Source organism: Roseovarius sp. MMSF_3281, from assembly GCF_030733685.1.
In the GTDB taxonomy this organism is placed as follows: Bacteria; Pseudomonadota; Alphaproteobacteria; order Rhodobacterales; family Rhodobacteraceae; genus Roseovarius.
This window is the reverse complement of the sequence record NZ_JASHIM010000014.1, coordinates 1-22,016: the sequence shown is the minus strand read 5'-3', so window position 1 is coordinate 22,016 and position 22,016 is coordinate 1. Positions and strand designations below refer to the sequence as shown.

Genomic DNA, 22,016 nt, shown 5'->3' with positions numbered 1-22,016 from the left:
CGGGCGGCATGCGGTAGCCTTATCGCACCAGCGGAGAAAACGGACATGCGGTTCCTGACAGCCCTTACAATCGCGATTTTGCTCCCCATGACGGCCATGGCCCAAAGCGTACAAGACCTTGGCCCAAGCGCGCGGGATAGGATCAACGCCACCCGGGCCGAGGCCGGGCGGGATGCGTTGAGCGTGAACCGCAAGTTGACCCGGGCCGCCGCCGCCCATGCCCGCGACCTGGCCGAAACCGGCGCCTTTAGCCACACGGGGTCGAACGGCAGCAGCGTGGGCGACAGGGTGCGCCGCCAAGGCTATGGCTTTTGTTTCGTGGCAGAGAATATCGCCAAGGGTCAGGGGGCGCTGGAACAGGTGTTGAGCGGCTGGATGGCCTCGCCCGGGCATCGGCGCAACATACGCGCCGAACAGGCGGTCGAGTTCGGCCTTGTGCGCGGCCCCGGCAACCTGTGGGTCATGGTCCTGGGCAAACCCGGCTGCTAACCGAAGAACTTCGGCTTGAGCCCACGCAGGGTTTCGCAAAGGTCGCCGCCAAGTTTCTCGGCCAATCCAAGGGCCTGGCGGTGCGCGGTATAGCCGGTGGCGACCGCCGCCTCGATCGTGGCGCTTTGCACAAGGCTGGCCACCAGTTCCGGGTTTTGGCGGGCGAACCCCTCGCCAAACTGGGCATCTATCGCCTCGACCGCTTGGGCAAGGTGAACTGCGGTCTGTGGCTCTGGTTTCGACATGGCGCATCTTCCCTAAGGCGTTTCGCTCAATCCTTGCACGCGTTCCGCCTTTCGCCGATGTCCCAGGCTACAGGCGGAACGCTTCAGGTTTCGACAAAACCTAGCGCATGGTTTGCAATGGCAAGCCCGCAAGGGCATTGCCTTCCATGGGCCGCTTTATTACTCCTGCATGGTGTAAGGGCGATTGAACAAGGGGGCGGATATGGCCGAAGACAGCTATCAGGCAGAGCCCGACCCCGAACGCGAGGACGACGCCTATCTTCTGGATCGTCAGGCGGTTGCGCGGATCATCTATGCCGTCGATATCGACGACCGTGATCTGCTGCTCAAGGAGTTGGAGCCGCTGCACCCGGCGGATATCGCCGACCTTCTGGAACAGATCAACGCCTTTGACCGTCGCCGGTTGATCGAGCTTTACGGCGTCGAATTCGATGGCGACATCCTGTCGGAACTGGACGATTCCATCCGCGAAGAGGTGATCGGCCTTCTGAACCCCGAGGTTCTGGCCGACGCGGTGCGCGACCTGGAATCGGACGATGTTGTTGATCTTGTCGAAGACCTTGAGGATCAGCAGCAACAGGCGATCCTGAGCGCGCTTGAAGACGGTGACAGGGTCGCGGTGCAGCAATCGCTGACCTACCCGGAATATTCCGCCGGCCGCCTGATGCAGCGTGAGGTCGTCATGGCGCCCGAACACTGGAACGTGGGCGAGGCGATTGATTACCTGCGCAACCAAGAAGATTTGCCGGATCAGTTCTATCACATCATTCTCGTTGACCCGCGCCTGCGGCCCGTGGGCAACGTGACCCTTGGCAAGCTGATGGCGGCACGGCGCGAGGTGATGCTCAAGGATCTGGTGGAAGAGACATTCCACACCATTCCCGTCACCCAGGACGAGGGCGACGTGGCCTATGCCTTTAACCAGTATCACCTGATTTCCGCCCCGGTGGTGGATGAAAACGAGCGTCTGGTGGGGGTGATCACCATCGACGACGCCATGGTCGTGCTGGATGAAGAGCACGAGGAAGACATCATGCGCCTTGCCGGGGTGGGCGATGAAAGCAGCCTTTCGGACAGGGTGATCGACACCACCAAGCGGCGGTTCCCGTGGTTGGCGGTAAACCTTGTGACCGCGATCCTCGCCTCGCTGGTCATCGCCCAGTTCGAGGCGGCAATCGCCCAGATCGTGGCCTTGGCGGTGCTGATGCCGATCGTGGCCTCCATGGGGGGCAATGCGGGCACCCAAAGCCTGACCGTCGCGGTGCGCGCCATTGCCACCAAGGATTTGACCGGCTCCAACGTCTGGCGGGTGATCCGGCGCGAGGTTCTGGTGGGGCTCGTTAACGGCTTGATCTTTGCTGTGGTGATGGGCGTGGTGGGCGTGTTTTGGTTCGGCGGGCCGGAACTGGGCTATGTGATCGCTGCCGCAATGGTGATCAATCTTGTCGTGGCCGGGCTGGCGGGGACGGTCATTCCGATCATATTGGACCGTATCGGCGTAGACCCCGCGCTTGCCTCCGGCGCCTTCGTGACGACGGTGACGGATGTGGTCGGGTTCTTCGCCTTTCTGGGACTGGCGGCGATGGTGCTATTATGACCGATCTGACGGCAATCAAGGTAGAGGCGCGCAAGGCAGCCTTTGCCCGGCGCAAACAGGCACATGAGACCGCAGCGCCGGGGGCCGCGGGATATCTTTCGCAAGTGTTGGCCGGGCACCGTGGCGTGCCCCTATCAGGCTATATGGCGATCCGCACCGAGATTGACCCAATGCCCGCCATGGAAGAGGCGGCAGCCCATGGCCCGGTGGGCGTGCCGGTGATCCAAGGCAAGGGCCTGCCCCTGAAATTTTCCCGGTGGGAGCCGGGCTGCACCCTCAAGCAAGGCCCCTTTGGCGCGATGATCCCCGAACAGGATGATTTCCTGGAGCCGGAAATCCTGATCGTGCCCTTGGTCGCCTTCGACCGTAACGGCGGGCGCTTGGGCTATGGCGGCGGGTTCTACGACCGCACGTTGGAGCTTTTGCGCTCCAAACGCCCGACCCTGGCCATCGGTTTCGCCTATGCCGCGCAGGAGGCGGACGCCCTGCCGCTGGAGCCGACCGACCAACCGCTGGACATGATCGTCACCGAATCCGGCGTGATCAGTTTTTCCGATCTTTAAACCAAGCGGTTAAAAACTCTTAAACGCACCGTTTCTTCTGGCTGAAAATATCCCGGGGGAGCGTTGAAAATCTTTTGATTTTCAACGTAGGGGGCAGCGCCCCCAATCCACCCTGGAACACGAGAACGACGGAAGGGGTTTACCCCTCCATCGCCTCCAGCTCGTCAATCAGCCCGGAAATCATGCTCAGACCCTTATCCCAGAAGGCCGGGTCGCTGGCATCAAGGCCGAAGGGCGCAAGAAGCTCGGAATGGTGCATGGAGCCGCCCGCCTTGAGCATCTCGAAATACTTGTCCTGGAAGCCCTCGGGGTTTTCCTCGTAGACGGCGTAAAGCGCGTTCACGAGGCCATCGCCGAAGGCATAGGCGTAGACATAGAAGGGCGAATGCACGAAATGCGGGATATAGGCCCAGAAGGTCTCGTAGCCGTCCATGAAATCAAAGGCCGGTCCAAGGCTTTCGGCCTGCACCGACATCCACAGCGCGTTGATGTCGTCAGGCGTCAGTTCGCCACCCCGGCGCGCCTCGTGCAGCTTGCATTCGAAATCGTAGAAGGCGATCTGGCGGACGACGGTGTTGATCATATCCTCGACCTTGCCGGCCAGAAGCACCTTGCGCTCGGCATCATTGGCGGCCTTGTCGAGCATCTTGCGGAAGGTCAGCATTTCCCCGAAAACGCTGGCGGTTTCGGCAAGCGTCAGCGGGGTGGACGAGAGCAATTCGCCCTGATCGGCGGCCAGCACTTGGTGCACCCCGTGGCCCAGCTCATGGGCAAGCGTCATCACGTCGCGCGGTTTGCCAAGGTAGTTCAGCATCACGTAGGGGTGGACATTGGTCACCGTGGGGTGGGCAAAGGCACCGGGGGCCTTGCCGGGTTTGACGCCCGCGTCGATCCAACCCTTTGAAAAGAAAGGCTCGGCCAACTCGCCCATGCGCGGGTCGAAGGCCGAATAGGCCTCCATCACGATGTCGCGGGCGCTGTCCCAATCCACCACCTTCTTGTCCTCGATGGGCAGGGGCGCGTTGCGGTCCCAGACCTGCATGGTGTCGAGGCCCAGCCATTTGCGTTTCAGCTCGTAATACCGGTGCGAAAGCTTGGGGTAGGCCTCGACCACAGCGTTGCGCAGGGCCTCGACCACCTCGGGTTCCACGTCGTTCGACAGGTGCCGTCCGGTTTGCGGCGTGGGCATGCCGCGCCAGCGGTCGACCACCTCTTTCTCCTTGGCGGCGGTGTTGTGGACGCGGGCGAAGGTGCGGATGTTCTGGCCAAAGACACGGGCCAGTTCGCGGGCGGCGGCCTCGCGCTGATCCCGGTCCTGTTCGGTCAGCAGGTTGAGCGTGCCTTCGATGCCCATCTCCTCGCCGTTCACGGTGAAGGTCAGGCCGGCGATGGTTTCGTCGAACAGGCGTTCCCACGCATCGCCCACGACGCCCATGTCATGCAGGAATTTCTCAAGCTCGTCAGAAAGTTGGTAGGGTTTCATCGCCCGGATGCGGCGCAACACGGGGGCGTAGCGCGCGAGATCCTCGTTGGCCTCGTACATGGCCTTGAGGCTGTCTTCTTCAAGGCGGTTGAGTTCGAGGGTGAAAAAGACCAGCGGGGTGGTCATGGTGGTGATCTTTTCCTGGCAGTCGGACAGGAACTTGGCGCGCTCACCATCGGTTGTGTTCTGGTGATAGCGCAGGCCCGCGTAGGACATGATGCGACCGGCGACATTGGAAATCGCCTCGTCGCGTTCGATGCATTCCAGCAGGCCACCGGCATCAAGATCGGCCAGCTTCCCTTCGTAATCCTTGGCGAAATCGGCGCAGGCCTTGTCCAGCCAATCAAGGTCTTTTTGCAACTCGGGGGCATCGGGGGCGGGGTAGAGATCGCTGAGGTCCCATTCCGGCAGCTTGCCCAGATTGTCGCCTCCGGCGCTGGCGTTGGCATCGAATGTGGGCTGGGGACGAGGGATCATGCGGTGCTCTCCTGTTTGTCTTGCGTCCGCTCAGACATAGGCGGCGTGGGCGGCAGGCTCAAGCGGGGGATGCGGCATTTACGGCGAATCCGGGATAAGCCTTTGGCCAACCTCCCAAACCGCTGTCTGCGTCGTGCCGGTTTTACATCGGCATTCTTGACGGACATCTCGCCGACGAAGAGCGCGCGATGCGTTGTGTACGTTTCGGATGTACATTCTGTACAGACTGTACGTTGCCGGGTCAGCGGGCCGTGCCGTGCAACGCGTCTTGTAGCCGCGCGCCTTGTTGGGACTGGGGCGCGTTGCGCGGCTGGATCAGCCAATATTGCCGCGCGGTGGTCAGGGCATCGGGGCCGACCGGGGCCAGCTTGCCCGCCTCGACCAAGGCGTCGAGCATTGGCAGACTGGCCAATGCGATACCTTCCCCGGCCAGGGCACGCCCGATGGCGTGGCCGTAACTGCGGCAGGTGTCCTTTGGCCTGTCCTTGAGCGCGGCCCCCGGATTGCGGGTGAGCCAGAGATCCCAGCTGATCCAATTCGGGGCAAGGCGCGGATAGTCCAGCAACGGCAGGTCGGGCGTATCTGGCAGCGTGTCGGAGATATGCGGAGCGACGGCGGGAACAAGGGTTTCGTCAAACAGCGGTGTGCCCGACCAGCCGCGCGGCGGGCTTTCGCCGTAATACACCGCCAGATCAAGGGTTTCGGCGTTCAGGGCGTCCGGTTCATCGGCGGTGAGGACCGAGACATTGCAGGCATCCGCACTGGTGGCGAAGGCCTGAAGCCGGGGGTAGAGCCAGAACATCGACACCGCCCCGTTGGCGGCAATGCGCAATGTGCCCCCGTCCGGGGCGCGGGCGTTATCGAGCGAAGACATGAGATAATCCAGTGCGAGCCTGACCGGCTCTTGAAGGCGCCGGGCGGTTTCGGTGGGCGTGGCATGGCGCGCGCCACGGTCGAAAAGCGGCGCTCCGAGCCAGTCTTCAAGCTGTCGGATACGTTTGCTGACCGCGGCCTGCGAGACCATGAGGTCAGGGGCGGCGGCAGAAAAACCGCCGTGCTTCATCACGGCATCGAAGAACACGAGAGCTTCGAGCGGGGGCAGGTTGCGGCGATCTTGACTCATTCCTTTTGGTTATCGAAATGCCTGAAAATTTCCAGTGTTTTGTCATGGCGGGGCATTGATTAAGTGATCAGGGGTTTTCAGCAGGAGGTAAGCATGGCGGAACTGGATTGGCACGCGGAACGCACCGACCTTGCGGCCTTGGCGCAGCTTGATCGCTCGCCCGAGGACGCGGGCATCGACCTTGTGGCGGTGCGTGGCCATCGCCTTGGCAGGGTGCGGGCAGAGATGGCAACGCGGGACATCGCGGCGGTCATTCTGACCGACCCGGTGAACATCCGCTATGCCACCGGTGCGCGCAACATGCAGGTGTTCAGCCAGCGCAACGCGCCGTCGCGCTACCTGCTTTTGACGGCGGATCGGTCGATCCTGTTCGAGTTTACCGGGTGCGCGCATCTGGCCGACGGGTTGGAGACCATCGACGAGGTGCGCGTCGCACGCACGGCCAGCTACGTGGCCGCCGGGCCGGATATCGCCGCGCGGGAGGCGGCATGGGCCGCGGAGATGGCCGATTTGATCCACAGCCTTGTGGGCAAGGGGGCGACCTTGGGCCTTGAGCGCCTGAATGCAGGTACGGCCATTGCCCTGCGGGATCAGGGCCTGCGAATCGTGGATGCGCAAGAGCCGGTCGAAATGGCGCGCGCCATCAAATCGGCGGAAGAGATGAAATGCGTCAACGCCTCGCTTCGGGCCACGGAAATCGGCGTGGCCAAGCTGCGCGCCGCAATCCGGCCCGGATTGACCGAAGCCGAATTGTGGTCGGTGCTGCATCAATCGGTGATCGCGCAGAACGGCGATTACGTGGAAACGCGCCTTTTGAACGCGGGGGAGCGCACGAACCCTTGGTTTCAGGAAACCACCGACAACGTCATCGGCGAGAATGAGTTGATTGCCTTGGATACCGATGTGGTCGGCTGTCATGGCTATTACTCGGATTTTTCCCGCACCTTCCATTCGGGCCCGGGGAAACCAACCACCACGCAGCGCGAGCTTTACAAGGTGGCCTATGAACAAGTGCATCACAATATGGGCATCCTGCGCCCCGGCATGACGTTTCGCGACTATGCCGATGCCGCATGGGATATTCCCGACAAATACTATGCCAACCGCTATTACCTGTCGGCGCATGGCTGTGGGATGACCGGGGAGTATCCGTACCTTTATCACCACGGCGATTTTCCGGATGCGGGATATGACGGCGTGATCGAGCCGGGCATGACGCTTTGCGTGGAAAGCTATATCGGTGCGGAAGGGGCCGCCGAAGGCGTCAAGCTGGAACAGCAGGTTCTGATGACCGAGACCGGGATGGAAGTTTTGTCGCGCTTTCCCTTCGAGGACGATTTGCTGCGTTAACCGTATTGCGCCAGCATCTGGTGCAGGTCGTCCAGCGTGTTGGCCTCGTCCACCGGCTTGTCGTGCCGCCAGCGTTTCATGCGCGGAAAGCGAAGTGCCACGCCGGATTTGTGGCGCGGGCTTTCGTGGATGCCCTCGAAGGCGATCTCGAACACATGTTCGGGGGTGACTTGGCGCACCGGGCCGAAGCGTTGCTGGGTGTTCTTGCGCACCCATGCGGTGATCTTGCGGAACTCGGCATCTGTTAGGCCGGAATAGGCCTTGGTGAAGGGGACCAGATCGTTGCCGTGGCGCACCGCGAAGGTGAAGTCGGTGAAAAGGTTGGCGCGGCGCCCGTGGCCTTGTTGGGCGTAGATCATCACCGCGTCGATGGTCAGCGGATCAAGCTTCCATTTCCACCAATCGCCCTTTTTGCGGCCCGTGTGGTAGGGGCTGTCCAAGCGTTTGAGCATGAGGCCCTCGGCGCGCTGATCGCGGGCCTTGGCGCGGGTTTGGGCGAGGTTATCCCATGTGTCGAAGGCGATGGATGTCGAAGGGCGAAGCGGTATGTCGTCGGGGATGTCAGACAACAGCGCATCAAGTCGTGTGCGACGGGTGGCGAAGGGCATTTGCCGCAGGTCTTGGCCCGCGTCTTCCAGGAGGTCATAGGCCAATAGGATGACCGGGGCCTCGGCCAACAGTTTTTTCGGGACGGTCTTGCGCCCGATGCGTTTTTGCAGGGCGTTGAAGGGTAGGGGCGCGGTGCCGTCCCATGCCACCAGCTCGCCATCCAGAACGGTGCCTTGTGGCAGGAAATCGGTGAGCGGGGCGAGGTCTGGAAAGCGGTCGGTCATCAATTCTTCGCCGCGCGACCAGATGAACCGTTGCCCGTCGCGGACAATCGCCTGCCCCCGGATGCCGTCCCATTTCCATTCGGCCAGCCAATCGGCGGGGTCGCCCAAGGTGTCGGGCGCGTCTTCCAGCCCGTAGGCAAGGCAGAAGGGGTAGGGGCGCGAGGCCTGTGCGCCGTTGTCGGGGGCTTCAATGAGCGCAGCCCATGTGGTCGTTTCCGGCGTCCAGTCGCCCATCAGGCGATGGGCCAATTCCGCCTCATCCTGCCCCGTGGATTGGGCCAAGGCGCGGGTCATCAGTTTGCGGCTGACGCCGACGCGGAAGCCACCGGTCAGTAGCTTGTTGAAGACCATACGTTCGGTTGCCTCCATCCGGTTCCAGGCGTCGAGAACGGCGGTTTTACGCGCCTCTTCCTCGGCGTTATTAAGGGCGCGCAGGCGGGTGATCCAAGTGGCAAGACTGTCGTCATGGCCCGACTCGGGCGGGGGCAGGACAAGGGCGATGGTTTCGGCCAGATCGCCGACGATTGGATAGCTTTCCTCGAACAGCCAAAGCGGGATGCCCGCCTGTTCGGCGGCCCACTCGCGCAGTCGCGTGGTGGTGATTGCCCGGCGCGGGCGGCGGCCCGAGAAAAGCGCGATGGTCCAAAGCTTGTCGTCTTCCGGCGCGGTGTCGAAATACGCGGCCAGTGCGGCCACCTTGGCACGGGTTTTCGTGGTCTGGTCGATGGTGGTGTAAAGTGCGGTGAATTGCTTCATGCCCCGGCCCCTTCTTCCAGAGTGTCGCCGGTAAACTCGGTGGGGACCACTTGAGCGTTATAGCCTTGGGAGGTCAGCCAGCGGGCGAAGATATCGGTGTAGCCGTGGGTGACATAGATGTTGTCCGCGCCGGTGGCTTTGATCGCCTCGTTGAGGGCGGGCCAGTCAGCGTGGTCGGAAATGACAAAGCCCCGGTCGGCAGCGCGGCGGCGACGCACACCGCGCAGGCGCATCCAACCGCTGGCAAAGCCTGTTGAGGCAGGGCGAAAGCGCCGCGCCCAGGTGGAGCCAAGCGCGCCGGGAGGCGCTACGATCAACGCGCCGGGGTGGTCCTTGGCTTTGAGATCGGGGGTGACGTGGAGGGTCTCGGGCAGGGGGAGGCCTTGGGCGCGCAGCACGGCGTTGGTGTTTTCCACCGCGCCATGGGTAAGGATCGGGCCGATGGACGGATCGAGCAGCGACAGCACGCGCTGGGCCTTGCCCAGCGAGTAGGCCCCGAGGAGAGAGAAGCGCCCCTGCGCGGCGTTGCTGGCCCACCAGTCGTTGATCTCTTGCGCGATTTGATCTTCGGAGGGCCACGTAAAGACCGGCAGGCCGAAGGTGCATTCGGTGATGAAGCCGTGGCATTTCACCGGCTCGAAGGCTTCGCACAAACGGTCAGGCGCGGTTTTGTAATCGCCCGAGACAACCCAGACCTCACCCGCCACTTCGACCCGAATTTGCGCCGAGCCGGGGACGTGGCCTGCCGGGTGAAATGAAACCGTCGCATCGCCGATGCGGCGGGCCTCGCCGTAGTCCACACCCTCCAAGGTAATCTCGCCCAGCCGGTGGCGCATCACCGGCCCTGCGGCATGGGTGGCCAGATATCGCGCGTGGCCGGGGCGCGCATGATCGGCGTGACCATGGGTTATGAGGGCCCGGTCAACGGGCCTCCATGGGTCGATGAAAAAATCACCGGCGGGGCAGTAAATGCCTTGGGGCTTGAATTCCAGAACCATGATCCAAGGATAGAGCTATGCGCGCGCCATGCCAGCCCCTTGCACTGGCCGGACCTGCGGTTATCCTGCGGCTAATTCAAATGCCGGACAGGGGACCACTATGAAATTCGTACGCTACGGAGAGCCGGGGCAGGAAAAGCCCGGGATGATCGACAGCGAGGGGCGCGTGCGCGACCTTTCGGGTGTGGTGCCCGATTTGTCAGCGCCGATTCTGGGCAAGCTGCCCAGTGTTGACCCCGAGGGCTTGCCCTTGGTGGAAGGCGAGCCGAGACTTGGCCCGCCTGTAGGCAATATCGGCAAGCTGGTGGCGATTGGTCTGAACTATACCGACCATGCCGCCGAGATGAACATGGAACTGCCGACCCATCCGGTGGTGTTCATGAAGGCGACATCGTCGATCATCGGGGCCTATGACACGGTGCGCATGCCGCGCGGGTCGGAAGAAACCGATTGGGAGGTGGAGCTTGGCGTGGTGATCGGCAAGCCGGTGAAATATGTCACCGAGGCCGAGGCGCTGTCCCATGTGGCGGGCTATTGCATCGTCAATGATGTGTCCGAGCGGCATTTTCAGGCCAAGATGTCGGGGCAATGGACCAAGGGCAAAAGCTGTGACACCTTCGGGCCGGTGGGGCCTTGGTTGGTTACGCCCGACGAGGTTGGCGATCCGCAGAACCTTGACCTGTCGCTGGAGGTCAACGGTGAGCGGATGCAGACCGGCAATACCGCGACGATGAATTTCACCGTGGCGCGGATCATCGCGCATCTGAGCGAGGTGATGAGCCTGCAGCCGGGTGACGTGATCGCCACAGGCACGCCGCCGGGCGTGGGCATGGGACGGACACCGCCCCGCTATCTGAAGGATGGCGATGTGATGGAATTGGAGATCAGCCGCCTTGGGCGACAGCGGTTGCCGGTGACGCGGGATCAGTAATGCCATCGCTGTCGGCGTCGTAATGCGCGGCCAGCATGTCGAAGGCGCGGGCGCGCATGGCGGGGGTATCCATCAGCACCTCGTGCCGCCCGCCATCGAGTTCTTCAAGCCGGCCACCGGGCCACGCGGCCATACGGGCACGAATACGCGATACGTCAACGATATCCTCCTCGGTGCCCAGCAGCGTCAGGCAAGGCAGGTCGGGCGAGGGCAGGCGCGAAAGCGCCAAGGTTTCGCGCAGAGCCTCGTGCAGCCAGCGCAGGCTTGGCCCGCCGAGGGTGAGTTCGGGATGTGCGCGGGCCTGTGCGATCATGTGTTGATACATGTCCGCATCGCAGGTCAGCTTGTTGGTCTCGAAGGGTTCGGCCAGAACATAGGTGTCCGATTTGGTGCCGGGGGCGTAGAGATGGCACAGGCCCACGCGGCGGCTGCCCCATGACAGCGACCATGCCACCGGGCGCAGTGGCGAGGAAATGCGTATCCCCCACATCGGGCCGGAAAAGCCGCAGGAGGCGACGGGCAAGCCGTTCATCGCTGCGCGCAGGCCGATGCAGCCCCCCATGGAGTGCCCCAGAAGGTGCAGGGGGCGCGGCACGTCCAATGTATCAAGCGCCGTGACAACGGCCTCGACATCCTTTTGGTAGTCGTCGAAGAATTGAACATGGCCTGACATGGCATCGTCTAGCAGGCGGTCGGCCAGCCCCTGACCGCGCCAATCCACGGCGAGGGTGGCATAGCCGCGCTTCGCGAAATCCTGCGCCGCGCGGCCATATTTCTCGATATATTCGGTGCGACCGGGGAACAGCAGGACCGTGCCCTTCGTGGCCGCTTCTGGCGTCCAGATCCCGATGCGAATGCGCACCCCGTCCGAGGCCCGCAGCCAAAAGGCGCGGCCCCCGCTTGGCCCATCGGCCAGATCGGAATGGAGGGGTGCGGTGTCCATCAGCCCAGAACGCTGCCCAGTTTCATGGCCATGCCCATATCGCCATCCACGGCCAATTTGCCCGACATGAAGGCGGCCGTCGGGTCAAGATCGCCTTCGAGGATGGACTGGAAGGTATCGGCGTCGGCGGTAAGCGTCACATCGGCGTCATCATCGGCGGCGCGGGCGCCGTTTTCGTCGATCATGATGGCGCCTTCGCCGTCGATCACGAACTTGGCGGTGCCATCGAAGCCGCCCGACATCTTGTCATTCAGGGCGGCGACGGCGGTGTTGATCGTGTCACTCATTGCGGTTCTCCTCCGGAAAAATTGATGGCCTTGGTCTTTGACTCGGCGGCCGGTTCGCTACATTCTTAATCTATGGGCATAGGACACCGCATTCTCAACCTTATCGTGACGGCAGTTTACCTTGTAGTCGCGTTTTCCCTACCCTTGGCGGCGGAAAACAGCGACCGCGCGATGGAGATGCTTGAGGAATTGCCAGAGGCCGAGCCGAAAGAGGCCCGCCGTCTGGCCCGCGAGATTGAGCACGAGTGGTCGAAAACCGGATCGGCGGCAATGGACCTGCTGCTCAAGCGCGGGCGAGAGGCGCTTGAGGCAGGTGATTCGCGACAGGCCATCGAACATCTGACCGCATTGACCGATCATGCGCCGGAATTTGCCGAAGGCTGGCACCTGCGGGCGATTGCCTTTGCCAATGTCGCTTTATACGGTCCGGCCCTCGATGATCTGGGCCGCGCCCTGACACTTAATCCGCATAACTTCAACGCGATGTACAGTTTGGGCTCGGTTCTGGAGCAGGTGGGCCACGATGATCTGGCGCTTGAGGCATTTGAACGCTCGGCGGCTATACATCCGCAGTCCGAGGACGTAACCAAGGCCTTGGATCGTGTGGCGCGCGAGATTGGCGGCGCGGATCTCTGACAACTGAGGGAGTTGGGCGCATGTCCATGGCCGCGCAGTCCAGAACCTTGGCGGTTCTGGGTCCCACCAATACCGGCAAGACGCATTTCGCGATCGAGCGGATGCTGGGCTATCGAACCGGGGTGATTGGTCTGCCGCTGCGCCTTTTGGCGCGCGAGGTCTATGACCGGATCGTCGCCGTGCGGGGGCCTTCGGTGGTGGCGCTTGTCACCGGCGAGGAACGGATCGTGCCCGAGCGGGCGCAATATTGGGTCTGCACCGTGGAGGCGATGCCCGAAGGGCTGGGCGCGGATTTCGTGGCTATCGACGAAATTCAGCTCTGTGCCGACCCGGAGCGCGGGCATGTCTTCACCGACCGGCTGCTGCGCGCGCGGGGCCTGCGCGAGACGCAGTTCCTGGGCAGCCACACCATGCGCGGGGCGATTGCCGCCTTGGTGCCGGGGGTGGAATTCGTGAGCCGCGAGCGGATGTCGCAGCTTTCCTATGCAGGTTCGAAAAAGATAAGCAAGATGCCGCCACGCAGTGCGATTGTCGGCTTTTCGGTTGATAATGTATATTCCATTGCCGAGCTTTTGCGCCGTCAGAAGGGCGGTGCGGCGGTTGTCATGGGGGCGCTAAGCCCGCGTACACGTAATGCGCAGGTGGATCTGTATCAAAACGGGGATGTGGATTTCCTTGTGGCGACGGATGCTATCGGCATGGGCCTGAATCTGGATATCGACCACGTGGCGTTTTCGTCGCTGTCGAAATTCGACGGGCGGCGGATGCGGGCCTTGGCCCCCAATGAGCTTGCCCAGATCGCCGGACGCGCGGGCCGCGGCATGAGCCACGGTACATTCGGGGTGACGGGCGAGGCACCTGAGTTGCCCGATGAGGTGGCCCAAGCCATCATGGACCACCGCTTTACCCCCATCCGCAAGCTGGAGTGGCGTAATCCCCGGCTGTCGTTCGGGCAGGTGGATGCGCTGATCGCCTCGCTTGAGGCCAAGCCGGAGGGCGAGTGGCTTGTCCGGGCGCGGGAGGCCGACGACCTGCGCGCGCTGCGCACTTTGGCGGCCCAGGCGGAGGTGCGGGCGCGGGCCAGTGACGGACCCTCGGTGCGCTTGCTGTGGGATGTCTGCCGAATCCCCGATTTTCGCGGCATCAGCCATGCGGAACACGCAGGGCTTTTGGAGACGATTTACAGCGATCTGCACGAACGTGGCCGGGTGCCGGACGACTGGCTGGCGCGGCAGGTGAAGCGCATCGATCGCACCGATGGGGATATCGACACATTATCGAAACGCCTGTCCTATATCCGTACATGGACCTATGTTGCGCAACGAAAGGGCTGGGTCGATGACGAAATGCATTGGCGCGGCGCGACACGCGCGGTAGAAGACCGCCTGTCGGACGCGCTGCACGAGCGTTTGACGCAAAGATTTGTGGACCGGCGCACATCCGTGCTTTTGCGCCGGCTCAAGCAGAAGGAGGCCATGGTGGCCGAAGTGAACGACAAAGGTGAAGTGACGGTCGAGGGCGAATTCGTCGGCCGTCTGGAAGGGTTCCGCTTTATTCAGGATAAAGCGGCTGCGGGACAGGAGGCGAAGGCCATCTCGCAGGCCAGTTTGCAGGCGCTTGCGCCGCAGTTTCATTTGAAGGCGGACCGGTTTTACAACGCGCCCGACACCGAAATCGACTTTACCGAGCAAGGTGGGTTGATGTGGGGCGAGCAGGCCGTGGGCAAACTGGTGTCCGGGGCCGACCCGATGAAGCCGCAGGCACAGGCCTTTGTCGACGAGGCAGCGGGCGAAGACGTGGCGCAAAAGGTGCAACGCCGCTTGCAGCATTTCATTGATCGTAAAGTGGCCACGCTGTTCGAGCCGCTGCTGAACATTCAGCGCGACGAGGCCTTGAGCGGGCTGGCTCGTGGTTTTGGCTTCCGCATGGTGGAAAACCTCGGGATCATTCCGCGTGGTGATGTGGCCGAGGAGGTCAAGGCGCTGGATCAGGACGCGCGGGGTGCACTGCGCAAGCACGGGGTCCGCTTTGGTCAGTTCACGATTTTCATGCCTTTGCTCCTGAAGCCTGCGCCGACTCGGTTGCGCCTTGTGCTGTGGTCTCTGGCCCAGGGGCTGGAAGAGTTCCCCGAAGCACCGCCCCCCGGTTTGGTGACCGTGCCAGCGGGGTCCGCGCATCCGCGCGGCTATCACGCGATGTCGGGCTATCGTGCGGCGGGTGAGCGGGCCATTCGGATCGACATGCTGGAACGGCTTGCCGATATGCTGCGGGCCGAGGATAGCCGGGGGGGCTTTGAGGCCAAGGCCGATATGCTGTCGATCACCGGCATGACGCTGGAGCAATTCGCCGACCTGATGCAGGGCCTTGGATACAAGGCCGAACGCGGCGAACGCGAGAAGGTGAAACCCGTGGATCAGGCCATGACCGAGGCCCCGGCGCAAGCCGAGGGCGAGGCGCAGGCTACTGCCGAAGCGCAGGTTGAGGCGATCCCCGATGAGGGCGAGGCGCCTGTGGCCGCCGGGGCCCCGGAGGCGGCCGAAGTGCCCGCCGATGTCCCCGAAGCCAGTGAAACCGAGGCGCTGCCCGGTGAAGCCCCGGCGGCAGAACCTGCCGAGCCTGAGGTCGAGGTGTTCTATACCTTTACTTGGGCCGGGCGTGGTGGTCGCGCGCGCAACGAGGGCCGTGGCAAGCCGCGTGGTGAGAAACCCGCAGGCAAGCCGCGCGGCAAGCCGGGCAAAGGCAAACCCAAGCGCGAGCAAGGACCGAAAAGCTTTTCTTCCAAGCCGCAGAAGAAGGACAAGATCGACCCCGACAATCCCTTTGCCGCGGCCCTCATGGGCCTTAAGGACAAGGGGTGAACGCGCGGTTTGGCCGAAGCATCGGGCAAGATCCGCTTGGATAAATGGCTGTGGTACGCGCGGTTTTTCAAAACGCGCGGCCTGTCGGCCAAGCAGGTTTCGGCCGGTCATGTGCGGGTCAATTCCGAAAAGGTGGCCAAGCCCTCGCATGGCGTGGGGCCGGGGGATGTACTGACCTTCGCACAGGCGCGGCAGGTGCGGGTCGTGCGGATCGTGGACCTGGGGGAACGGCGCGGCCCGGCCCCAGAGGCACAGGCGCTCTACGAAGACCTTAGCCCGCCGCCCGAACCGAAGAACAGCGTTGCGCCGGCGCCCAGATACGAGGGAAAAGGGCGGCCCACCAAACGGGATCGCCGCAAACTCGATCTCAATCGCCCGGATACGCTTGATTGATCCGCGCCTCTGGATTACGTCAGGCACAACGCGCCAGAATGAGAGACCGAAATGACCTATGTGGTGATCGATAACTGCATCGAGTGCAAATACACCGACTGTGTCGAGGTGTGCCCCGTGGATTGTTTCTACGAGGGTGAGAACATGCTGGTGATCCATCCCGACGAGTGCATTGATTGCGGCGTGTGCGAACCGGAATGCCCCGCCGACGCCATCCGCCCGGATACTGAACCGGACATGGAAAAATGGGTCGAGTTCAACCGCAAGTACTCGGAAATGTGGCCTGTGATCATCACCAAGAAGGATCAGCTTCCTCAAGCCGAAGAGCGTGATGGCGAGACGGAAAAAGTCGATAAGTATTTCTCGGAGAAGCCGGGTGAGGGCGGTTAAGCCGCGTTTGGCCGATTCGGTTTTTTGGGCAGGATTGGCGACCAGTTCTGCTTGAAGTTCGCCTTGTAAGCCTTTGAAAGAAAAGGCGTAAAAACTTAATCTGAATGCCTCCACTTCCGAAAGGGGGCATTTTGTGTTATATATGTGTCATATATGTAGATGACCGCCTGATATCCATTTGCCCATGCTGCCGCCTGGGGATGGTTTTCTTTGCGCCTGACGTCTGTTTTTCGGACATGCCGGATACAGCCGATGTCGTATTGAACGGGCTTACCCTGTGAGGAAGACCTGAATGAGCAAAGCCAAGAAATCCGAGTTTCGCGCCGATGATTACGTCGTCTACCCTGCCCATGGTGTGGGTCAGATTATCTCGATCGAAGAGCAAGAGATTGCCGGCATAAAGCTGGAACTGTTTGTGATCTCGTTCGAAAAGGACAAGATGACCCTGCGGGTGCCGACCAACAAGGCAACCGAAATCGGGATGCGCAGCTTGTCGAGCCCTGATGTGGTGTCGCAGGCGATGACCACGCTGAAAGGCAAGGCGAAGGTGAAACGCGCCATGTGGTCGCGCCGGGCGCAGGAATACGAACAAAAGATCAATTCCGGAGACCTGATCGCAATTGCCGAAGTGGTGCGCGACCTGCACCGTTCGGACGACCAGCGCGAGCAAAGCTATTCCGAGCGTCAGCTTTACGAAGCCGCACTTGAGCGTTTGACCCGCGAAGTGGCCGCCGTTTCGGGGGGTGACGAGGTGAGTGCCGCCAAGCAGGTGGACGAGGTTCTGGTGAGCCGCGCCGCGTAAGACATCCCGGGAAATTCCGGATCATGGCCGTGCCCGACGGGCGCGGCCTTTTTACGTCGCCAGGTGGAAAAGTAACGCGATTTCAACGGCTTGCTGTGTAGCGCCAAGGATGTCACCGGTTTGCCCGCCGATCTTCGCACGGGCGATAGCCCCGACGCCAAAAGTGATGATCGCCACGCAGATGAGCGCGCCCAAAATACCCCAGCCAAGCAGGAAAACGCCCAGCGTGAAGGCAATGACGGCGCCAAGGGCAGCGGTGCTGGTACTGGGGCGTCCGGTGCTGTGCGAAAGCCCGTGGTCGCGGGCATGGGGCAAGGTGGTCATGAGCGCGGGCATGGCCGCGCGCGACAGCATGGGGGCGAGCAGAAGGGCGGTGAGCGCAGAGGCGGCGCCTGCCTCGAACAACATCCACAGTGCGGCCCAACGCCCTGAAAAGGAAAACAAAAGAGCGATCACGCCATAGGTGCCGATATGGCTGTCTTTCATGATCTCAAGGCGGCGGGCCGCGTCCCAGCCGCCCCAAAGACCATCGGCCGTATCGGCAAGCCCGTCTTCATGCATTGCGCCGGTTGTGACGGCGAGAATACCAAGGGAAATCAAGGCGCTAAGCGGTGCTGCCAATCCAAACCAAAGCGCGCAAAGCCCTGCGACCCCGGCCAGGCCACCCGTTACAAGACCAACAAGCGGATAGGCCCAAGCGGCCCTTGCGCCGCGTTCGAAGCTGGTCACATGTACCGGCAAGCGCGTCAGAAGGGCCAAGGCCAAGGGAAAATCCTCTGCTTTTACAAGGGCTTGGTCGTTTTTCATCGCTGTCAGACCTTTTTCCGGCTGCGCCTCTGGCTTGGGCTGCGATACATAATGCCAAGACAGGATGCAATGGATGGACCGATGCGCCAAGACTTTACCTCGCTCGCGGAATTTTCTCAGATACTTCAAGCACTTCCCTCGCAAGACGCCGAGTCGGTCGAGGCCGCGAAGGCACGCGATGGGCAGTTGAGCAAGCCGCCGGGGTCTTTGGGACGGCTAGAGGATCTGGCGGCGTGGTATTGTGGCTGGCGCGGTGATGCGCGGGCCATGATCGAGGCGCCGCAGGTCATAATTTTCGCGGGAAATCATGGGGTTACGGCGCAGGGCGTGTCGGCTTTCCCGCCCGAGGTGACGGCACAGATGGTGGCCAATTTCGAAGCGGGCGGCGCGGCGGTGAACCAGTTGGCCAAGGTGGCCGGGGCGCGGATTGATGTGCGCGCCCTGGAGTTGGATCGACCCACGGTGGATATGACCGAAGGCCCCGCCATGAGCGAGGCCGAGATGGTTTCCGCCTTGAAAGAAGGCTGGCAAGCTGTTGATTCAAAAGCAGATTTAATGGTTGTCGGCGAGATGGGAATTGGCAACACCACCGCCGGTTCTGCGATTGCCTTGGCCTTGTTCGGGGGGCAGGCGAGCGATTGGACAGGGCATGGCACCGGGGTTGAGGGTGATGCGCTGACCTATAAAGCCGATGTCGTGGCGCGCGCGGTTGAGGCAAATTCAGCAAGCAAAACCAATGGCTTGGAGGTTCTGCGCTGCCTTGGTGGACGTGAGTTGGCCGCCATGGCCGGGGCCATGGTGCGGGCGCGGCAATTGCGTATCCCTTTGATTCTAGACGGTTTTATCTGCACCGCTGCGGCAGCCTGCATCGAGATGGCACAAAAGGGCGCATTGGATCACGCGGTGGCCGGGCATCTGAGCGCCGAAGGCGCGCATGGCAAGCTGTTGAAATCGCTCAACAAAGATCCTTTGCTGGCATTGAATATGAGGCTTGGCGAAGGCTCGGGCGCGACGCTGGCGATCAATATATTGAAGGGCGCCTTGGCCTGTCATTCGGGCATGTCAACCTTTGCCGAGGCCGGGGTTTCGGACGGCTGAGTTTCGTACGAGTCGTACGGTGAAGGCCCGGTTTTCGTACGAAAGTCGCCGGACCTGCCGGGCAAAGCGTACGAGTCGTACGAAAACCTATTCCCCAACCTCATTCGGGGCAGGGTCGGTGGTCTCTTCCAGTTGCGACAAGAGCATGGTTTGCAGATCGCGCTCCAACTCTTTCGCGCGGGCGATATAGGCGGGGTTTTCCACCGTCGGGATGTTGGGATCCCAAAGCGCGGCCAGTTCGCGCACCGATTTCCGGTCGTGCTTATAGAAGGTCTGTTCAAGTTCGGCGGCTTCGAATTCAGTCAGCCCCATGTTCTCAAGCACGTAGCGCCCGGCGCGCAGGGAACTGTCGAACACCTCGCGGACGATGTCGTTGGCCCCGGCCTTGTAAAGGCGGAACACATGGGTCCGGTCGCGGGCGCGGGCGATGATGTGAAGATCGGGGCGTTCGCGGCGGGCGAAGGCGACCAGCTTGGTTATCTGTTCGTGATTGTCGAGGGCGGCGACCAGAACCTTGGCCTCGCCCAAACCCGCAGCGTGCAACAGTTCGGGGCGGGTGGGATCGCCAAAGAACCCCTTGACGCCAAAGCGGCGCATCCTTTGGATCGCCGAGAGGTCATGATCCAGCACAACGGTATTGAAGCCCGAGGAACGCACCAGCCGGTTGACGATCTGCCCAAAGCGCCCGATCCCGGCGATGATCACCGGGGCCTGATCGTCGATCCGGTCGGGCTCATGCTGTTCGGTGGTCTCTTCCATCTGGCCGGAGAGCCAATCGTAGATGATGAACAACAGCGGCGTGATCAGCATGGTCAGCGCCACGACCAAGAGCAGGATCTCGTTCATCTCGGCGGGGATGACGTTTTGCTGCCCCGAGAAATTGATCAGTACGAAGCCGAATTCACCCGCCTGCGCCAAGGACAGGGTAAAAAGCCACAGGTCGCGCCCCCGCAGGCCGAAGACGCGGCCCAGTACATAGAGGATCACCCCTTTGATCAGGATCACCGCGAGGGCAAGACCCATGACGGCAAAGAAATCCCGTGCCAGAACGCCGAAGTTGATACCCGCGCCCACGGTGATGAAGAACAGGCCCAGCAGCAGGCCCTTGAAGGGTTCGATATCGCTTTCCAACTCGTGCCGGAATTCCGAGCTGGCCAGAACCACGCCGGCCAGAAACGCGCCAAGGGCGGGTGAAAGGCCCACAAGGTTCATGACATAGGCGATACCCACCACGATCAGCAGGGCCAATGCGGTATACATCTCGCGCAGGCGGGCGGCGTGGATGAAGCGGAAGACGGGCCGCGTCAGGTAGATCCCCGTCAATATGATCGCCGCCACCGCGCCCAGTGTGACCAGCGTCACCCCCCAGCCCGGCAAGCTTTCGATAAAGTAGGCGGCCGCGTTATGCGCGCCGTGTTCGCCGCCGTGCCCTTCGGCACCGGCCATCCGGTCAAGCGCGTCCGACAGCACCATGTCCGGCGGTTTCGGCAAGGCCAGCAGGGGTAGGAGGGCCAGCATGGGGATGACCGCGATATCCTGCGTCAGCAGAACCGAGAAGGTCGAGCGCCCGCCGCCGGTTTGCATCAGCCCCTTTTCCGACAGGGTTTGCAACACGATGGCGGTTGAGGAGAGTGCGAAGACAAGGCCGATGGCCAAGGCAATCGACCACGGCTGCCCCAGAATTATCGCCCCGACCATCACCGCCAGCGTGGTCAGGGTGATCTGTAACCCGCCAAGCCCCAGAAGCCTGTGGCGCATATCCCAAAGCGCGCGGGGTTCAAGTTCCAGCCCGATGAGAAAGAGCATCATGACAACGCCGAATTCGGCGAAATGCTGCAATTCTTCGGTTTCATGTCCGCCGACCAGCCCGAGGATGGGGCCGATCACGATTCCCGCTGCTAGGTAGCCCAGCACCGAGCCAAGCCCGAGGCGCGCGGCCAAGGGCACCGCGATGACCGCGGCGGCCAGATAGATCGAGGCCTGGAAAAGGAAGCCTTCCATGGGGTGCTCCGGGTGCTGTTTGAAGCGTTCCGCCTTTGCCCTGGGCCATCAGCGAAAGGCGGAACGCGTGCAACGATTGGGTTTTGGCCTGCATTTCGCGAAAAGCTGCGATTCAGGTTTTGCGCGAAACGCTTTAGCTATCGGTATGGGGGATGGGGCGCGTGGCGGCAAGGGCCTTGGGCCCTGTTGTGCAATGCCTGTTGTGCGGATGCACGGTTTGCGCGCGGCGCGCCTTGGCTTGGGTTTAGCCGCGGGGCAGGCGCAAGACCACGTTGCGGCTGCCTTTCTTGTAGCGCAACTCGCTGCTGCCGATGGCCGTGACGCGGCCCCGGTCAAGGCGGTCCCCGACTTTGACCTTCTTGTAGCGGCCATTGGACAGCCGCACGAGGGCGCGGCGATTCGACGGGGTGCCGTAGACGCCGATCAGGTTGACCTTGCGCAGGTTGACCTGGTTCCTTTCGGTGGCGGCGCGGGCGACGGTGGTGCCGGTGGGCGCACTTGGCTTGATGCGTTGCGATGCGCTGACCGGTTGCGCGGCGGCGGCCTGTTCGCTGCGTTTGACGATGCGGTCGAAGTTGCGGGGCCGTGCATTGGGCTTGAGCGAGGCGGCAACGGCCTGTGACGTGGCCCCGGCGAAGGGGGCGGAGGCGTCGACCTGTTGCGCTTCTTCGAGGGCGTCTGCGACGGCTTCGGCCTGTGCGGCGGCCTGGGCTTCGGCGGCGGCTTCGGCCTCGGCCCGGGCGCGCAGGGCGGCCTGTTGTGCGCTTTCGGGGCGCAGTTTCGGACGCAGGGCGGCCAGTTCTGTCCGCGTGCGCCCGCCAAGGCCGAGTTGGCCGCGTTCATTCTGTTCGACAAGGTCGTCGGGGCGCTGCTTGGGCCGGACGCCCATCAGGCGTTGCAGTTCCTCGGGCGGTTGGGCCATGGCGATGGCCCCGGGGCGGTCGGGGAAAACATCG

The 22,016-nt window shown here is 62.5% G+C and carries 21 protein-coding genes and 1 pseudogene; 12 read left to right on the top strand and 10 right to left on the bottom strand.

Annotated features, from left to right (window positions below):
* The first annotated feature begins 45 nt into the window (after window positions 1–45).
* Entirely contained in the window at window positions 46–489 is a 444-nt protein-coding gene (locus RBB32_RS13465; RefSeq protein WP_306153288.1) for a CAP domain-containing protein, read from the top strand.
* On the opposite strand, the gene RBB32_RS13460 is transcribed toward RBB32_RS13465, so the two are convergent.
* Window positions 486–734 carry a hypothetical protein gene (locus RBB32_RS13460; protein WP_306153286.1) on the bottom strand — a complete coding sequence of 83 codons (249 nt, stop codon included), beginning with the start codon at window positions 732–734 and terminating at the stop codon, window positions 486–488. The genes RBB32_RS13465 and RBB32_RS13460 overlap by 4 nt on opposite strands.
* A gap of 202 nt (window positions 735–936) precedes the next feature.
* Between RBB32_RS13460 and mgtE the strand changes: the two genes are divergently transcribed.
* Both mgtE and RBB32_RS13450 read left to right on the top strand, forming a co-directional pair.
* Entirely contained in the window at window positions 937–2,331 is a 1,395-nt protein-coding gene (mgtE, locus tag RBB32_RS13455) for a magnesium transporter (protein ID WP_306153285.1), read from the top strand.
* Window positions 2,328–2,894 (top strand): 5-formyltetrahydrofolate cyclo-ligase, encoded by a 567-nt coding sequence (locus RBB32_RS13450; protein ID WP_306153283.1) that lies wholly within the window; start codon window positions 2,328–2,330, stop codon window positions 2,892–2,894. The genes mgtE and RBB32_RS13450 overlap by 4 nt, the downstream gene beginning before the upstream one ends.
* A 139-nt stretch (window positions 2,895–3,033) precedes the next feature.
* Here RBB32_RS13450 and RBB32_RS13445 read toward each other — a convergent pair whose 3' ends face one another.
* Both RBB32_RS13445 and RBB32_RS13440 read right to left on the bottom strand, forming a co-directional pair.
* A complete protein-coding gene (locus RBB32_RS13445; protein WP_306153281.1) occupies window positions 3,034–4,854 on the bottom strand; it encodes a M3 family oligoendopeptidase in 1,821 nt (606 codons plus the stop codon).
* Window positions 4,855–5,095: 241 nt separating this feature from the next.
* Window positions 5,096–5,977: a LysR family transcriptional regulator gene (locus tag RBB32_RS13440; RefSeq protein WP_306153279.1), complete on the bottom strand. Its 882-nt coding sequence runs from the start codon at window positions 5,975–5,977 to the stop codon at window positions 5,096–5,098.
* A gap of 93 nt (window positions 5,978–6,070) precedes the next feature.
* Between RBB32_RS13440 and RBB32_RS13435 the strand changes: the two genes are divergently transcribed.
* Complete coding sequence (locus RBB32_RS13435; RefSeq protein ID WP_306153277.1) at window positions 6,071–7,327, top strand: Xaa-Pro peptidase family protein; 1,257 nt, start codon at window positions 6,071–6,073, stop codon at window positions 7,325–7,327.
* Here RBB32_RS13435 and RBB32_RS13430 read toward each other — a convergent pair.
* Both RBB32_RS13430 and RBB32_RS13425 read right to left on the bottom strand, forming a co-directional pair.
* Complete coding sequence (locus tag RBB32_RS13430) at window positions 7,324–8,916, bottom strand: ATP-dependent DNA ligase (protein ID WP_306153275.1); 1,593 nt, start codon at window positions 8,914–8,916, stop codon at window positions 7,324–7,326. The two genes, RBB32_RS13435 and RBB32_RS13430, sit on opposite strands and share 4 nt — an antisense overlap.
* Window positions 8,913–9,860, bottom strand: a complete 948-nt coding sequence (locus tag RBB32_RS13425) for a ligase-associated DNA damage response exonuclease (RefSeq protein ID WP_306153455.1) — start codon at window positions 9,858–9,860, stop codon at window positions 8,913–8,915. The genes RBB32_RS13430 and RBB32_RS13425 overlap by 4 nt, the downstream gene beginning before the upstream one ends.
* Here RBB32_RS13425 and RBB32_RS13420 point away from each other — a divergent pair.
* Both RBB32_RS13420 and RBB32_RS13415 read left to right on the top strand, forming a co-directional pair.
* On the top strand, window positions 9,768–9,989 hold the full coding sequence (locus RBB32_RS13420) for a hypothetical protein (protein WP_306153466.1): 222 nt from the start codon (window positions 9,768–9,770) through the stop codon (window positions 9,987–9,989). The two genes, RBB32_RS13425 and RBB32_RS13420, sit on opposite strands and share 93 nt — an antisense overlap.
* Before the next feature lie 25 nt (window positions 9,990–10,014).
* Window positions 10,015–10,845 (top strand): fumarylacetoacetate hydrolase family protein, encoded by an 831-nt coding sequence (locus RBB32_RS13415; RefSeq protein WP_306153273.1) that lies wholly within the window; start codon window positions 10,015–10,017, stop codon window positions 10,843–10,845.
* Here the strand turns inward: RBB32_RS13415 and RBB32_RS13410 are convergent.
* Together RBB32_RS13410 and RBB32_RS13405 are read right to left on the bottom strand one after the other, a co-directional pair.
* Window positions 10,799–11,788: an alpha/beta fold hydrolase gene (locus RBB32_RS13410; RefSeq protein ID WP_306153271.1), complete on the bottom strand. Its 990-nt coding sequence runs from the start codon at window positions 11,786–11,788 to the stop codon at window positions 10,799–10,801. The genes RBB32_RS13415 and RBB32_RS13410 overlap by 47 nt on opposite strands.
* Window positions 11,788–12,075: an SCP2 sterol-binding domain-containing protein gene (locus RBB32_RS13405; protein WP_306153269.1), complete on the bottom strand. Its 288-nt coding sequence runs from the start codon at window positions 12,073–12,075 to the stop codon at window positions 11,788–11,790. Before RBB32_RS13405 ends, RBB32_RS13410 begins: the two co-directional genes overlap by 1 nt.
* A gap of 72 nt (window positions 12,076–12,147) precedes the next feature.
* Here RBB32_RS13405 and RBB32_RS13400 point away from each other — a divergent pair, with 72 nt between their 5' ends.
* The 5 genes from RBB32_RS13400 (at window position 12,148) to RBB32_RS13380 (ending at window position 17,154) form a co-directional block, all read left to right on the top strand.
* Window positions 12,148–12,711, top strand: coding sequence for a tetratricopeptide repeat protein (locus RBB32_RS13400; protein ID WP_306153266.1), 564 nt, complete (start codon window positions 12,148–12,150; stop codon window positions 12,709–12,711).
* A gap of 26 nt (window positions 12,712–12,737) precedes the next feature.
* Window positions 12,738–15,569: a helicase-related protein gene (locus tag RBB32_RS13395; protein WP_306153453.1), complete on the top strand. Its 2,832-nt coding sequence runs from the start codon at window positions 12,738–12,740 to the stop codon at window positions 15,567–15,569.
* A gap of 9 nt (window positions 15,570–15,578) precedes the next feature.
* Entirely contained in the window at window positions 15,579–15,962 is a 384-nt protein-coding gene (locus RBB32_RS13390; protein ID WP_306153264.1) for an RNA-binding S4 domain-containing protein, read from the top strand.
* Between the two features lie 51 nt (window positions 15,963–16,013).
* Window positions 16,014–16,352 carry a ferredoxin FdxA gene (gene fdxA / locus RBB32_RS13385; protein WP_306153263.1) on the top strand — a complete coding sequence of 113 codons (339 nt, stop codon included), beginning with the start codon at window positions 16,014–16,016 and terminating at the stop codon, window positions 16,350–16,352.
* Between the two features lie 292 nt (window positions 16,353–16,644).
* Complete coding sequence (locus RBB32_RS13380) at window positions 16,645–17,154, top strand: CarD family transcriptional regulator (protein ID WP_306153261.1); 510 nt, start codon at window positions 16,645–16,647, stop codon at window positions 17,152–17,154.
* A gap of 51 nt (window positions 17,155–17,205) precedes the next feature.
* Here the strand turns inward: RBB32_RS13380 and cobS are convergent, their stop codons facing one another.
* Complete coding sequence (gene cobS, locus RBB32_RS13375) at window positions 17,206–17,961, bottom strand: adenosylcobinamide-GDP ribazoletransferase (RefSeq protein ID WP_306153259.1); 756 nt, start codon at window positions 17,959–17,961, stop codon at window positions 17,206–17,208.
* Window positions 17,962–18,042: 81 nt separating this feature from the next.
* Here cobS and cobT point away from each other — a divergent pair, with 81 nt between their 5' ends.
* Entirely contained in the window at window positions 18,043–19,059 is a 1,017-nt protein-coding gene (cobT, locus tag RBB32_RS13370) for a nicotinate-nucleotide--dimethylbenzimidazole phosphoribosyltransferase (RefSeq protein WP_306153452.1), read from the top strand.
* Between the two features lie 87 nt (window positions 19,060–19,146).
* Here cobT and RBB32_RS13365 read toward each other — a convergent pair whose 3' ends face one another.
* Both RBB32_RS13365 and RBB32_RS13360 read right to left on the bottom strand, forming a co-directional pair.
* Entirely contained in the window at window positions 19,147–21,060 is a 1,914-nt protein-coding gene (locus RBB32_RS13365) for a monovalent cation:proton antiporter-2 (CPA2) family protein (protein WP_306153257.1), read from the bottom strand.
* A gap of 244 nt (window positions 21,061–21,304) precedes the next feature.
* A pseudogene (locus RBB32_RS13360) lies at window positions 21,305–22,016 on the bottom strand (hypothetical protein); the annotation flags it as partial.

Excerpts from the sequence above, each read along its gene's own strand:
- RBB32_RS13405 (WP_306153269.1), bottom strand. The coding sequence starts at position 12,075 with ATGAGTGACACGATCAACACCGCCGTCGCCGCCCTGAATGACAAGATG.
- RBB32_RS13460 (WP_306153286.1), bottom strand. The coding sequence starts at position 734 with ATGTCGAAACCAGAGCCACAGACCGCAGTTCACCTTGCCCAAGCGGTC.
- RBB32_RS13450 (WP_306153283.1), top strand. The coding sequence starts at position 2,328 with ATGACCGATCTGACGGCAATCAAGGTAGAGGCGCGCAAGGCAGCCTTT.
- RBB32_RS13465 (WP_306153288.1), top strand. The coding sequence starts at position 46 with ATGCGGTTCCTGACAGCCCTTACAATCGCGATTTTGCTCCCCATGACG.
- RBB32_RS13430 (WP_306153275.1), bottom strand. The coding sequence starts at position 8,916 with ATGAAGCAATTCACCGCACTTTACACCACCATCGACCAGACCACGAAA.
- cobT (WP_306153452.1), top strand. The coding sequence starts at position 18,043 with ATGCGCCAAGACTTTACCTCGCTCGCGGAATTTTCTCAGATACTTCAA.
- RBB32_RS13415 (WP_306153273.1), top strand. The coding sequence starts at position 10,015 with ATGAAATTCGTACGCTACGGAGAGCCGGGGCAGGAAAAGCCCGGGATG.
- fdxA (WP_306153263.1), top strand. The coding sequence starts at position 16,014 with ATGACCTATGTGGTGATCGATAACTGCATCGAGTGCAAATACACCGAC.
- RBB32_RS13400 (WP_306153266.1), top strand. The coding sequence starts at position 12,148 with ATGGGCATAGGACACCGCATTCTCAACCTTATCGTGACGGCAGTTTAC.
- RBB32_RS13410 (WP_306153271.1), bottom strand. The coding sequence starts at position 11,788 with ATGGACACCGCACCCCTCCATTCCGATCTGGCCGATGGGCCAAGCGGG.
- RBB32_RS13395 (WP_306153453.1), top strand. The coding sequence starts at position 12,738 with ATGGCCGCGCAGTCCAGAACCTTGGCGGTTCTGGGTCCCACCAATACC.
- RBB32_RS13435 (WP_306153277.1), top strand. The coding sequence starts at position 6,071 with ATGGCGGAACTGGATTGGCACGCGGAACGCACCGACCTTGCGGCCTTG.
- mgtE (WP_306153285.1), top strand. The coding sequence starts at position 937 with ATGGCCGAAGACAGCTATCAGGCAGAGCCCGACCCCGAACGCGAGGAC.
- RBB32_RS13380 (WP_306153261.1), top strand. The coding sequence starts at position 16,645 with ATGAGCAAAGCCAAGAAATCCGAGTTTCGCGCCGATGATTACGTCGTC.
- RBB32_RS13445 (WP_306153281.1), bottom strand. The coding sequence starts at position 4,854 with ATGATCCCTCGTCCCCAGCCCACATTCGATGCCAACGCCAGCGCCGGA.
- RBB32_RS13420 (WP_306153466.1), top strand. The coding sequence starts at position 9,768 with ATGGGTGGCCAGATATCGCGCGTGGCCGGGGCGCGCATGATCGGCGTG.
- RBB32_RS13365 (WP_306153257.1), bottom strand. The coding sequence starts at position 21,060 with ATGGAAGGCTTCCTTTTCCAGGCCTCGATCTATCTGGCCGCCGCGGTC.
- RBB32_RS13440 (WP_306153279.1), bottom strand. The coding sequence starts at position 5,977 with ATGAGTCAAGATCGCCGCAACCTGCCCCCGCTCGAAGCTCTCGTGTTC.
- cobS (WP_306153259.1), bottom strand. The coding sequence starts at position 17,961 with ATGAAAAACGACCAAGCCCTTGTAAAAGCAGAGGATTTTCCCTTGGCC.